Genomic DNA, 11,976 nt, shown 5'->3' with positions numbered 1-11,976 from the left:
CGTCAGCCGGGACGGGCCGCCTTCCGGAAGGCGAGGAAGTGCCGGCCGTGCGAGGACCAGCGCTCGGTCTCGACGAGCCCGGCCCGGTCGGCGCGCCGGGCGGTGGCCGTCGCACCACAGCGGGCCCAGGCGAACGGCGGCCCGACCCGCCCGTCGGCGCCCTCGACCCGAACGGTGATCCGTTCGTCGACCTCCGCCGGCTCCACCTCGACCAGGAGTACGGCACCCGGAGCGAGGATCTCGGCGCTGCGGCCGAGCAGCAGCCCCGGGTCGCCGCCGATGCCGAGGTTGCCGTCGGCGAGCAGCGCGCCACCCCAGCGGCCCTCCGCGGGAAGCCGGTCGAACACCGACCGGCGCAGGGCCGGCCCGCCGAGGCTCCTGGTCCGGGCCACCGCGGCTCCGGTGACGTCGACACCCAGCGCCGGCACGCCCAGACCCAGCAGGGCCGCGACCAGGCGGCCGGGGCCGCAGCCGAGGTCCACCACCGGCGCGGCCAGCCGGGTGCAGCGCAGCAGCAGCCCGTGATCCGCTCCGGCGGCCGGTGCGCACCAGCGTTCGACGTCGAGCGGGATCCGGAGGCCGTCCTCGCCCCGCAGCCACAACGGGCCCCGGCCGGCGCGGACGGCCTCGGCGAACGGGTCGTCCACCCATGCCTCCGACGCGACGGTCACTCCGCCACCTCCCGGGCGGTCCCGATCGATCGGAGGCAGGCCGCGAACCTGCCGTCCGGAGCCTCGGCGGCGACGTGACGCGCATCCCGGATGGTGTCCACGTCGGTGACCACCGGGAGGTGGCTGATCGTCAGGTCCTCCGCCGCCAGCCGGTCGAGCAGGGCCCGTCCGGTGTCCGGCGTGGACATCGGCACGCCCAGGAGCAGCCGCCGGGCCAGCCGGTCGGTGGGCCTGGCCAGCCCGAGCGCCCAGAACCCGCCGTCGCCGGCCGGGCCGTACCAGGCGTCGACGCCGGTTCGCCGGGCGGGTGACAGGGACTCGGCGAGGAGGGCGGCGTCCAGCTGCGGGGTGTCCATGCCGACCAGCAGGGCGGGCGCGTCCTGGGCGAGGCCGGCGGCCGCCGCGAAGGCCGCCGCGAGCCGGGCGTCCAGTCCGCCGTCCGCCTGCGGCACGACCTGCCAGCCGGGTGGGAGCCAGGCGCCGACGGCGCCGTCCAGGACGAGCAGCCGCTGTCCGGCCGGAATCCGGGAGAGGGCGGTGAGAGTGTCGGTGAGGGCGGCCTCGGCCAGCGCCGCCGCCTGCTCGGGTGTGCAGGGCGGGGTGAGGCGGGTCTTGACCCGGCCCGGGACCGGCGATTTGGCGATCACCATCAGGGTCGGGGCCGGTGCGGCCAGGACGGCCCGCATGTCGCGGACGGCCTGCCGGGTGCCGCGCACGGTTCCGGTGACCTTGGAGCGACCCGCGCGGGGCAGGTAGTCGACGGGCGTCTCGGCGATCCGCATCCCGGCTGCCGACGCGGCGAGCACCATTTCCAGGGGGTAGCCGGAGCGGCGGTCGCCCAGGCCCAGGGCCAGCAGCCGGTCACGGCGGGCGGCCCGCATCGGCCCGAGGTCGTGCAGCGGCGCTCCCGTCCTCGCCCGCAGCCGGCGCGCCAGGAACGCGTTGGCCAGGCGGGCGTGCGGCGGCCACGCCCCGGCAGTCGCGGGGCGGCGTCGGCCCAGCACCAGGTCCGCGGAGCCGGCGAGGACGGGAGCGGCGACCCGCGGCAGCTGGGCGGGATCCAGCGAGCCGTCGCAGTCCATGAAGCAGACGAGCTCGGCGGTGGCGGCGAGCAGCCCGGCGTGGCACGCGGCGCCGAAGCCGCGTCGCGGTTCCTCGACGACGGTCGCGCCCAGCGAGCGCGCCAGCTCGGCCGAGCCGTCGCGGGAGCCGTTGTCGACGACGATCGCCCGCCAGCCCGGGGGGACGCGCCGCAGCACCCAGGGCAGGGCCTCGGCCTCGTCCAGGCACGGCAGGATCAGATCGGCACCCGGCGACGGGGGAGTCGGAGAGGTCGCATCGGCACCCGGCAACGGGGGAGTCGGAGAGGTCACGTCGGCCACGCTAGGGGCGGGTGGGTCGGTGGCGGCCGAACCGCGCCCTTACGGAAGTCCTACGTCAGCTCGCCGGCGGAGGGACCGGCGTGCGGCCGGAGCCGCGATCTTACGGAACACGAACGTCGACCAGGGTGGGGCACCCCACGGCGGCCACGCCTCGTATCCTCGGCGACGTGAACGACAGCCCCGCCTCCGCCGGCCCACCGGACCCCGCCCGCATCCTGGTGATCGACGACGACCTCACCGTGGGCGAGGTCGTCGCCGGCTACCTCACCCGGGCCGGCCACCACGTCGACCGGGCCTGCGACGGCGACCGAGGCCTGGACCTGGCCCGCGCCCACCGGCCCGACCTCCTGGTCCTGGACCTCATGCTCCCCGGGATCGACGGGCTGGAGATCCTGCGCAGGCTGCGCGCGACCGAGGATGGCGCCGACCTCCCGGTGATCATGCTCACTGCCAAGGGCGACGAGGCCGACCGCATCCTCGGCCTGGAACTGGGCGCCGACGACTACGTCACCAAGCCCTTCAGCCCGCGGGAACTCGTCCTGCGCGTCCAGTCCGTGCTGCGCCGCTCCCGCGCCGGGGCTTCCCCGGCGCCGTCTCCCGTGCGGATGGTGTCCGGGGACATCACGCTCGACCCGCGGGCCCGCCGAGCCGACCGCAGGGGGCGTGAACTCCTGCTCACCCTGCGGGAGTTCGACCTGCTCGCCTTCCTCCTCCGGAACCCCCGGACGGTCTTCACCCGGCAGGAGCTGATGCAGCGGGTCTGGGGCTGGGACTTCGGCGACCTGTCCACCGTCACCGTCCACGTCCGCCGGCTGCGCGAGAAGGTCGAGGACGATCCCGCCGCACCGACACTGATCACCACGGTCTGGGGCGTCGGATACCGCTACGACCCCATGGCCGACAAGGCGAACAAGACGGACAAGGCTGACGAGACGGACGGCCCGGCGTGAAGGACCTGCTGCTGATCGCCCTGTTCGCGGGGCTGGGCGCCACCGGCGCCGGCCTGCTCGGCTGGCTGGCCGTGCGGCTGCTGCGCCGGCGCTCGGTGGCGCTCTCGCTCTTCTGCGTGGCCGTCGTCACCGTCCTCGCCGTCACCTCCGGGACGTTCGCCGTCGCCCAGGCGATGTTCCTGTCCGGGCACGACCTCGGGGTGGTGATAACCGTCCTCGGCATGGCGTCCGTGGTCTCGCTGCTCACGGCCGCGCTGCTCGGACGCCAGGTGGTGGCGGGCAGCCGCGCTCTGACGGCGGCCGCCCGCACGGTCGGGAGCGACGCCGGCTTCACCGCGCCGGACCACCCGCTCGGGCTCGAACTGGCCCAGCTCAGCGAGGAACTCGCCGCCACCAGCGCCCGGCTCGCCGAGTCCCGGGCCCGGGCACGGGCGCTGGACGCCTCGCGGCGCGAGCTGATCGCCTGGATCTCCCACGACCTGCGTACCCCGCTCGCCGGGCTGCGCGCCATGGCCGAAGCCCTGGAGGACGGAGTGGCCGACGAGCCGGAGCAGTACCTCACGCGGATTCGTACCGAGGTGGAGCGGCTCACCGGGATGGTCGACGACCTCTTCGAACTCTCCCGCATCCAGGCCGGGGCGCTGTCCCTGTCGGTGTCCCGGGTGTCCGTCTACGACCTGGTCGACGACGCACTGGCCGGCGCCCACCCCCTGGCCCGCCGGCGCGGCGTCCGGCTGGAGGGCCGTCAGGTCGCCGCCGAGCCGGTCGAGGTGGACAGCCGCGAGATCACCCGGGTGCTGGGCAACCTCCTCGTCAACGCGATTCGCTCGACGCCCGAGGACGGCGTCGTGGCGGTCTCGGCCCGCCGGGAGGTGGACGAGGTCGTCCTCTCGGTCACCGACGGCTGCGGAGGAATCCCGGAACAGGACCTCTCCCGCGTGTTCGAGACCGGCTGGCGCGGCAGCGCCGCCCGGACGCCACGGCGCGATCCCGGAGAGGGCGGGGACAGCGGGGCCGGGCTCGGCCTGGCCATCGTCCGCGGCATCGTCGAGGCCCACTCCGGCCGGGCCCGGGTGCACAACGTCGCCGGAGGCTGCTGCTTCGAGATCGCGCTCCCGGCGGCGCCCGGGTAGTCAGGTCCGCAGGGCCGCGGCGGCGAACTCGGACATCCCCGCACGGAACGGCACCCGGGCTCGCCAACCCAGCTCCGCCCGAAGCCGGGAGGAGTCGGCGGTGATGTGCCGGACGTCCCCGAGCCGGTACTCGCCGGTCACCACCGGCGCCGGTCCGCCGTGGGCGTCGGCCAGCGCCTCGGCCATCTCGCCGATGGTGCGCACCTCCCCACTGCCCACGTTGTACGCCCGGGCGCGGCCCGGCAGCCCGCCGCGGACGTCCTCCAGGGCGGCGAGGTTCGCCGCCGCGACGTCGTCGACGTGGACGAAGTCCCGGCGCTGGCCGCCGTCCTCGAACACCCGGGGAGCCTCGCCACGGGCGAGCGCGGAGCGGAACAGCGAGGCCACCCCGGCGTACGGGGTGTCGCGCGGCATGCCCGGGCCGTAGACGTTGTGGTAGCGCAGCGTCCGGACGGATCCGCCGCAGGCGCGGGCCCAGGCGGCGGCCAGGTGCTCCTGGGCGAGCTTGGTCGCGGCGTACACGTTACGGGGATCACCCGGTGCGTCCTCCGCCACCAGGCCCGGCCGGAGCGGGGCCCCGCACGCCGGGCACGGCGGCTCGAACCGGCCCGCGTCGAGATCCTCCGGGCGCCGTGGACCGGGCGCCACGGTCCCGTGCTCCGGACACGCGTACCGGCCCTCGCCGTAGACCACCATCGATCCGGCCAGGACCAGGTTCCGCACTCCCGCGCGCGCCATCGCGGACAGGAGCACCGCCGTGCCGAGGTCGTTGCAGCCGGCGTACGCGGGTGCGTCGTCGAGGTCGAGCCCGAGACCGACCATCGCCGCCTGGTGGCAGACCGCGTCCACCCCGGCCAGGGCGCGCTCCACCGCTGCCGCGTCCCGTACGTCGCCGTGCCGGAAGTCGACGCCGGCCGGCAGGCCGGGAGCCGACCCCGAAGGGTGGACGGCGGGCAGCAGTGCGTCCAGCACCCGGACCTCGTGGCCCGTGGCGACCAGGGCGCGCACGACCGTCGAACCGATGAACCCGGCGCCGCCGGTGACCAGAATCCTCATGACCTGGGACGCTACCGGGCGATCTGCCCGCCGGGCCGTCGCGACGGGACGGTGTCAGCGATCCGTAAGGCCTGGCGTCCGAGACCGCGGAACGGATCGCCGCGTGGCGTTCCCCGACGGGTACGTGGAAATGGGGTGGAAATCGCACGGGTGATCGATAAGCTTCCCGCCGATCAAGCTGACAGGCAACGCGGCTGACGATCCGTCCGGTCCATCCGCCGTCGGCACGAACGTGAGGACTACTGATGAGCGACCCGATCATCGTCGTAGGTGCGGGCCCGGTGGGGCTGACCGCTGCGTTGGAGCTGGCCAGGCGGAGGGTGCCGGTGCGGATCGTGGACCGGCTGGCGGAGCCCACCACGGAATCGCGCGCCATCATCGTGCACGCCCGCAGCCTGGAGATGTTCGAGCGGCTGGGCCTGGTGGACGAGCTGATCCGGGCCGGCGTCCGGACCACCGGGATGGAGATGCACGCGGACGGCGAGGTGGTCGCCCGGATCGCACTCGACCTGGTGGACAGCCCGTTCCCGTACTCGGTGACCATCGCGCAGACCGAGACCGAGCGCATCCTCACCAAGGCGCTCGCCGAGCACGGCGTCACCGTCGAGCGCGAGGTGACCCTGACCGGTCTCACGCAGGACGAGCACGGTGTCCAGGTGGTGCTGGAGCACGCCGACGGGCGCCAGGAGACGGCCGGCACCGGCTGGCTGGTGGGCGCCGACGGCGGGCACAGCCAGGCACGCAAACTGGTCGGCAGCGCCCTGGCCGGGAAGTTCAAGGGCGAGAAGTTCCTGATGGGCGACGTGAACGCCGACCACGACCTCGACCCGCACAGCATGTACACCTTCTTCTCGCCGCACGACGGCCCGCTGCTGGTCTTCCCCATGGAGGGCGACCGGCTGCGACTGATCGCGAACATCCCCACGGACGAGCAGCGCACCGCCACCCAGGAGTGGCTGCAGCAAGTGGTGGACGAGCGCGCCGAGCGCCCGATCCGCATCCGCGACTCCCGCTGGCTCACCGTCTTCGAAGTGCACCACGCCCAGGTGCCCGATTACCGGGTCGGCCGGGTCCTGCTGGCCGGCGACGCGGCGCACGTGCACAGCCCGGCCGGCGGCCAGGGCATGAACACCGGCATCCAGGACGCCCACAACCTCGCCTGGAAGCTCGCCCTCGTCAGCACCGGCCAGGCCGGCCCGGCCCTGCTGGACAGCTACCACGCGGAGCGCCACCCGGTCGGAGCCCAGGTGATCCAGTTCGCCGGCACGCTCACCCGGGTCGCCACCCTCGCCAACCCGATCGCGCAGAAGCTGCGCAACAAGGGGATGCACCTGCTCACCGGCCTCGCCCCGGTCCGCCAGGCGATGGCCGACCGCACCGAGGAGACCGCGGTCGCGTACCGGAAGAGCCCGATCGTGGTCCGGGGCCGGGGCGGCGGCGAACTGCACGCCGGTGACCACCTCCCCGCGGCCGGCCCGGAGCTGCGCGCGGCGCTCGCCGAAGCGCACGAGCACGTACTGCTCACCGTGGCGGTCAACGGCTCGGCACCCGCACCGGTGAGCGGCGTGACGGTGCGTCAACTGCTGGTCGGTGCCGCCGACACCGCCGCGATGGGTTACGACGCCGTGTTCCAGGACCCCGACGGCCCCACGGCCGACCGCTACGGTCTGCCGAACGGCGGCCGGATCATGGTCCGCCCGGACGGCTACGTCGCCGCGGTCGCCCCGCTGGACGACGACGCGCCGCTGCACGCCTACCAGGCGCTGCTGCAGGCGTAGCACCACGGCCGGGCCCGGGCCGGCGGAAGCGCGTACGAGCCGCCGGGGCGGAGGTGCCCCCGGCGGCTCGTACGGTGGTCGTGACGGTGGGGTCAGGCCGTGGGCCGGGCCTCGGGGAGCGAGGGGATGTCGGCGACGCTGTCCAGCACGTAGGTGTGCGGGTGTCCCTCGAAGTCGCCGCGGGTGAGCTCCCCGGTCAGCACGCCGATGACCACGCCGGCCCCGGCGTTGGCGCCGGCCTCGACGTCCACGACGGTGTCGCCGGCGGCCAGCACCCGGCGGGTGTCGATGACCCCGGTCTTCTCCATCGCCCGGTGGATCATGTGCGGCGCCGGGCGCCCGCGCGGGACCTCGTCCGAGGTGACGACCGCGTCGAGGTTGCCGCCCTCGCCGACCGACCAGCCGAGCGACTCCAGCAGCGGGTACGCCACGTCGTCGCTGAAGCCGGTGGTCAGGGCCACCTTGATGCCGCGTCGGCGCAGCTCGGCCAGGGTGGCCTCGACGCCGGGGATGGCCTGCGGGGGAGTGGCCCGGTAGGCCTCGCGCAGGAACGCCGCGAAGGCCGCGTAGCCGTCCTCGACGAGCTCGGGGGTCGGGGTGCCACCGCCGAGACGGACCAGGGCGGCGATGGCCTCGCGCTTGTCGGTGCCCATCCAGGTCTGCAGGTCGGCCTCGGCGACGGCCACGCCGGTCCGTTCGACGGCGGTGCGCAGCGCCCGGTAGACGGCACCGGCCTCGTTGATGGTGGTACCGGCCATGTCCAGGGCGGCGAGCTCGATCACGGTGTCAGTCCTCTTCGGTGCGGTAGCGGCCGATGACGGTACGGCCTTCGATGGTGTTCTCGATGGTGAAGGTGGCCATGGCGGGCAGGTAGCGGTCGTCGGCGTCCTCCAGTGGCACGCCCCGGCTCGACGTCGTGAGCCGCCGCACGCGCAGCAGCGGGTCGCCGACGGCGACCCGGAGGAGTTCGGCGTCGTGCGGCTCGGCGGCGACGGCGTCGATGGTGTGCCGGGCGTGGTGCAGATCGACGTCGCGGCGCAGCAGTTCCTCGTAGACGGACCCGGTGTCCGGGTCGAAGTCGAAGAGGATGCGGCCGACCTCGTGGACGAAGGTGGAGCGCTCCAGCATGGCCGGGACGTCGTCCAGCAGCCGCAGTCGGACGAGTTCGACGACCGGCGCGCCCTCGGCGAGGCCGAGTCGGGCCGCCGCCCCCGGGGACGCCCGGCGGCGGGCCACCTCGACGGTCGTCTGCCCGGGCTCGCGGCCGATGCTGCGGGCCCACTGGGTGAAGGACAGGAAGGTGCCGAACGGCTGGGAGGGCGCCGTGCGGCGGGCGACGGGCGGCTTCCCGCGTCCGCCGGTCAGGCTGCCCTCGTGGCGCAGCATGGCGAGGGCTTGGCGGACCGGGCCGCGGGAGGTGCCGAACTCGGCACAGAGCTGCGACTCGCTGGGCACCGGTCGGCCCTCGGGCCACTCGCCGGACTCGATGCGGCGCTGGAACTCGGCGCCGAGTCGTTGGTGGAGAGGGGGGTCCTCACTTGTCTTCACAAGTTGACTATGACACTCGACGGCGGGACTTCTCAAGGCGGGCCCACCTGGTCGTTTCCCAGGACAACCGTTCCCCTCCGGTGTTCGTCGACCGGATGAACGGACGGTAACTTGTATAGACACCTCTTGACGTTGAGGTCGCCGAGCCCGGAATCTGGAGCCATGAGCAGCAGCACCGCACCCACACCCGCCTCCGCCGCCTCCCGTCCGCGCACGCCCGGCACACCCGGCCGCAGCGACGTGGTCATCGTCGGCGCCGGCATCATCGGCCTCGCCCACGCCTTCGAGGCACTGAGCAGCGGGCTGTCCGTCACCGTCGTCGACCGCGACCGGCAGCCCGTCGGCGCCTCGGTCCGCAACTTCGGCCACTGCTGCATCAGCGCCCAGGACGGCGAACTGCTCGCCCTCGCCCAGCGCTCCCGGCCCGGCTGGCTGCGCGCCGCCGAGGCCGCCGGGATCTGGGCCGCGGAGGCCGGCACCCTGGTGGTGGCCCGGTCGGTGACCGAGGCGGCCGTGCTGGAGGAACTGCGCGCCGAGCGCGGCGGCGACGCCGTCGAACTGCGCACCGCCGCACAGACGGCGTCGCTGCTCGGGCGCGCGGACGGCGACGCCGACGACCTGGCCGGCGGCGCGCTCCTGCCCGCCGACCTGCGGGTGAACCCGCGCGAGGCGGCGCCCGGCCTGGCCCGCTGGGTGGCCGAACAGCCGCGCGGCCGTGTCCTGTGGGGCACCGCCGTCACCGGCGTCGAACCGGGGACGGTCCACACCACACGCGGCCCGGTCCACGGCGACCGGATCCTGATCTGCGTCGGCCACGACCTGGACTACCTTTTCCCCGACATCGCCGAGGACCACGAGATCCAGCGCTGCCGCCTCACCATGGCGCGGGCCGCCGCCCCGGCCGGCTTCCGCACCGACTCCGCGGTGCTGACGGCCACGTCGATGCTCCGCTACGACGCCTTCACCACCCGCCCGTCCGCCGCCCGGCTGCGGGAGGAGGTCCAGGGGCACAGCGCCGAACTGCTCGAGATCGGTGCCAACGTGATGTTCGCCCGCCTCCCGGACGGCACGGTGCTGCTCGGCGACTCGCACCACTACGACGCCACCACCCCGCCGTTCATCGACGAGCACACCCACGAACTGCTGACCGGCGCGGTCGCCCGGATCCTGGGCGTGGAACGCCTGCGGATCCTCGAACGCTGGCAGGGCGTCTACGCCAGCAGCCCCCGCGGCCCCCTGCTGGTGCGCGACCTGGCACCGGGAGTCCGCGCCATCTCGGTCACCTCGGGCATCGGGATGACCCTGTCCTTCGGCCTCGCGGCCGCCACCTTCGACGGCACCCTCGCCGCGACGGCCTGATCCACCCGACGTCCGTGGGACCGGACCCGGAAAAACCGGGTCCGGTCACGCCTCGCCGCCTAGCACGTCAGCGTCCACTGTCGGCCGTCGCGAGGCACGCGTCGCCTGTTCGGCGGACGCCGCGTTGGCCGACCGGGGTGCTTTCGTGGGTGTCAGAAGGCGGAGTTGGCGAACCAGTGGGCCAGCAGCGCGTCGTCGCCGGACACGTCGACGCGGTCGGCGCTGCGGTCGAGCCGGCCGTAGAGCATGAGCAGCAGGTCGGCGGCGGTGGCCCGGACGGTGGCGTCCGCGGTGGCCGGGTCCGCGGCCTCCGGGGCGAGGGCGAAGCCGTCGGGGCGCAGCCGGACCAGCCAGTCGCCCTCGCCGTCGGTGCGGGCGAAGCGGATGGTCCGGTCGTCGGCGCGCAGCTCGGCGGTCTTGGGCGCGAAGATCGCGGCGAAGGGCAGGTTGGTGAGGAACTCGGCCACGCCGTCGGCGGCGAGGGCCGGGTCGATGTCCGGCGTGAGGCCGAGCGCGAGTTCGGCGTCGACGCGGTGGACGAGGGTCTCGAACAGCATCCGGCGGACCCAGAAGCGGGCGTGCTGGTCGGCGCCCCAGGCCCACATCGGCGCGTCGAGGTCGGTCTCGGCGAACGCCTGGGCGGCCTGCTCGGCGGCCTCGGCCAGCCAGGCCGGGTAGTCCTCCGCCCGTTCGGGCAGCTGCAGGTCGACGTCGCGGCTGCGCGGCGGCTCCTGGATCCGCTGCCGGAGCAGGACGGTGAACCAGCGCTGCACGCTGCCGGCGTGGCGGACGAGGTCGGCGAGGGTCCAGCCGGGGCAGCTGGGCACCGGGAGCGACGGGTCGGCGTGCCGGACGGCGGCGACGAAGCGGGCGGTCTCGGCGCTGACGGCCGTGCTGTGGTCGTGCGGGGTCATGAACGTGTCTCCGGGGAGTGCGGGCCTCGCGGCGCCTTGGGAGGGCTTGCGCGCCCAATGGTTCATCGCATGAAATAACGGTGGCGACGCTAGGCCTGAAAGGTTGAGCTTGTCAAGCATCCCCCGGGCCGAGTGCCGCCAGCAGTTCCGGGCCCGACCACCGCCGCGCGCCACCCGGACCGGCCCGCTCGGCCTCGCGGACCAGCGCGGCCAGCCGGGCGTTGGCCGGTGCCGCCAGGCCGTTCCGCGCGGCGAGCGCGATCACCTCGCCCTGCAGTGAATCGATCTCGGTCGGACGGCCGCGCTGCAGGTCCTCCCACATGGACGAGCGGGCCCGGGCGTCGATCCGCAGACTGGCGGCGGCCACCCGCCGGAAGAGCGCGTCGGGCAGCCCGAGCACCCGGGGCATCCAGCGCGGTGGTACCGGGCCGAGCGGGGCGGGCGTGATCCCCGCCGCCCGGAACGCGGCGAGCGCCTCCCGCTGGCACCGGGCCAGGCAGTCGCGGTACGCCCGGGCGCCGAGCTCCTCGCGCAGCGGCAGTCCGGACAGGGCGTTCACCGCGTTGTTCAGGTTCATCACCAGCTTCGTGGCCTGCACGGCGGGCATGTCCGCGCGCAGCGCCAGACTCAGCCCGCCGGCCCGGGCCGCCGCCGCGAACCGGTGGGCCGCCGGGGCGTCCTCGACCATGAGCGCACCCCCGCTGCCCTGGTGGACGGCGGCCGGACCGCTGCGCAGCACGTTGTACGGGACCATCCCGGCGAGCACCCGGTGGCCCGGCAGCTCCTCCCGCAGCTCCTCGGGGTTGTGCAGGCCGTTCTGGAAGCTGATCACGACCGCGTGGGCTGCCAGCCGCCCGGCCAGCTCGCGCGCCGCCGCGCGGGTGTCGGCGGACTTGACGGTCACCAGCACGTAGTCCGCCGTCGCGGCGGCGGCCGCGTCGGTGGCGACGGTCAGCTCGCGCACCTCCCGCCGTGCGTGGCCGGGGCCGGTCAGCGTCAGCCCGTCCCGTTCGACGGCGGCCATCGCGGCCGGCCGGCCGATCAGCGTGACGTCCGCCGCGCCGGCCAGCATGCCCCCGAGGTGGCAGCCGATGCTGCCGGCGCCGAAGACCGCGATCCGTGGTTCCTTGCTCACTCGTAGCGTCCTTCCGGCAGCCGGCGGTTCGGGGGAGGGGAGACGGGTTC

Annotated in this window: 11 protein-coding genes and 1 pseudogene; 4 read left to right on the top strand and 8 right to left on the bottom strand. The window is 74.7% G+C overall.

Annotation, left to right across the window (positions count from 1 at the left end; all coding sequences use genetic code 11):
• Positions 1 to 2: 2 nt before the first annotated feature.
• From ACIBEC_RS20960 to ACIBEC_RS20950, 3 genes and pseudogenes are all read right to left on the bottom strand, one after another.
• Positions 3 to 671, bottom strand: coding sequence for an SAM-dependent methyltransferase (locus tag ACIBEC_RS20960; protein WP_360501332.1), 669 nt, complete (start codon positions 669 to 671; stop codon positions 3 to 5).
• The gene (locus ACIBEC_RS20955; protein WP_396288297.1) at positions 668 to 1,123 is read right to left on the bottom strand and encodes a DUF2064 domain-containing protein; all 456 of its coding nucleotides are present in this window, start codon (positions 1,121 to 1,123) and stop codon (positions 668 to 670) included. Before ACIBEC_RS20955 ends, ACIBEC_RS20960 begins: the two co-directional genes overlap by 4 nt.
• A 168-nt stretch (positions 1,124 to 1,291) precedes the next feature.
• Positions 1,292 to 2,023: pseudogene (locus tag ACIBEC_RS20950) on the bottom strand (glycosyltransferase family 2 protein); the annotation flags it as partial.
• A gap of 197 nt (positions 2,024 to 2,220) precedes the next feature.
• Between ACIBEC_RS20950 and ACIBEC_RS20945 the strand changes: the two are divergent.
• Both ACIBEC_RS20945 and ACIBEC_RS20940 read left to right on the top strand, forming a co-directional pair.
• Positions 2,221 to 3,003 carry a response regulator transcription factor gene (locus tag ACIBEC_RS20945; protein WP_360501335.1) on the top strand — a complete coding sequence of 261 codons (783 nt, stop codon included), beginning with the start codon at positions 2,221 to 2,223 and terminating at the stop codon, positions 3,001 to 3,003.
• On the top strand, positions 3,000 to 4,136 hold the full coding sequence (locus tag ACIBEC_RS20940) for a HAMP domain-containing sensor histidine kinase (RefSeq protein ID WP_360501338.1): 1,137 nt from the start codon (positions 3,000 to 3,002) through the stop codon (positions 4,134 to 4,136). The genes ACIBEC_RS20945 and ACIBEC_RS20940 overlap by 4 nt, the downstream gene beginning before the upstream one ends.
• Here the strand turns inward: ACIBEC_RS20940 and ACIBEC_RS20935 are convergent, their stop codons facing one another.
• Positions 4,137 to 5,192 carry an NAD-dependent epimerase/dehydratase family protein gene (locus ACIBEC_RS20935; RefSeq protein WP_360501340.1) on the bottom strand — a complete coding sequence of 352 codons (1,056 nt, stop codon included), beginning with the start codon at positions 5,190 to 5,192 and terminating at the stop codon, positions 4,137 to 4,139.
• 245 nt (positions 5,193 to 5,437) lie between these two features.
• Here ACIBEC_RS20935 and ACIBEC_RS20930 point away from each other — a divergent pair, with 245 nt between their 5' ends.
• Complete coding sequence (locus ACIBEC_RS20930; protein WP_360501343.1) at positions 5,438 to 6,970, top strand: FAD-dependent monooxygenase; 1,533 nt, start codon at positions 5,438 to 5,440, stop codon at positions 6,968 to 6,970.
• 92 nt (positions 6,971 to 7,062) lie between these two features.
• On the opposite strand, the gene ACIBEC_RS20925 is transcribed toward ACIBEC_RS20930, so the two are convergent.
• Positions 7,063 to 7,752, bottom strand: a complete 690-nt coding sequence (locus ACIBEC_RS20925) for a phosphonatase-like hydrolase (RefSeq protein WP_360501346.1) — start codon at positions 7,750 to 7,752, stop codon at positions 7,063 to 7,065.
• A 4-nt stretch (positions 7,753 to 7,756) separates the two neighbouring features.
• Positions 7,757 to 8,518 (bottom strand): GntR family transcriptional regulator, encoded by a 762-nt coding sequence (locus ACIBEC_RS20920; RefSeq protein ID WP_360501349.1) that lies wholly within the window; start codon positions 8,516 to 8,518, stop codon positions 7,757 to 7,759.
• Between the two features lie 162 nt (positions 8,519 to 8,680).
• Here ACIBEC_RS20920 and ACIBEC_RS20915 point away from each other — a divergent pair, with 162 nt between their 5' ends.
• Positions 8,681 to 9,877 (top strand): TIGR03364 family FAD-dependent oxidoreductase, encoded by a 1,197-nt coding sequence (locus tag ACIBEC_RS20915; protein ID WP_360501352.1) that lies wholly within the window; start codon positions 8,681 to 8,683, stop codon positions 9,875 to 9,877.
• Between the two features lie 152 nt (positions 9,878 to 10,029).
• Here ACIBEC_RS20915 and ACIBEC_RS20910 read toward each other — a convergent pair whose 3' ends face one another.
• Together ACIBEC_RS20910 and ACIBEC_RS20905 are read right to left on the bottom strand one after the other, a co-directional pair.
• Positions 10,030 to 10,791: a maleylpyruvate isomerase family mycothiol-dependent enzyme gene (locus ACIBEC_RS20910; protein WP_360501355.1), complete on the bottom strand. Its 762-nt coding sequence runs from the start codon at positions 10,789 to 10,791 to the stop codon at positions 10,030 to 10,032.
• 112 nt (positions 10,792 to 10,903) lie between these two features.
• Positions 10,904 to 11,926 carry a 2-dehydropantoate 2-reductase gene (locus tag ACIBEC_RS20905; RefSeq protein WP_360501357.1) on the bottom strand — a complete coding sequence of 341 codons (1,023 nt, stop codon included), beginning with the start codon at positions 11,924 to 11,926 and terminating at the stop codon, positions 10,904 to 10,906.
• Positions 11,927 to 11,976: the final 50 nt, after the last annotated feature.

This window comes from Kitasatospora sp. NPDC051164, assembly GCF_044455625.1.
In the GTDB taxonomy this organism is placed as follows: Bacteria; Actinomycetota; Actinomycetes; order Streptomycetales; family Streptomycetaceae; genus Kitasatospora.
This window is presented reverse-complemented; position numbering and strand designations above follow the sequence as displayed.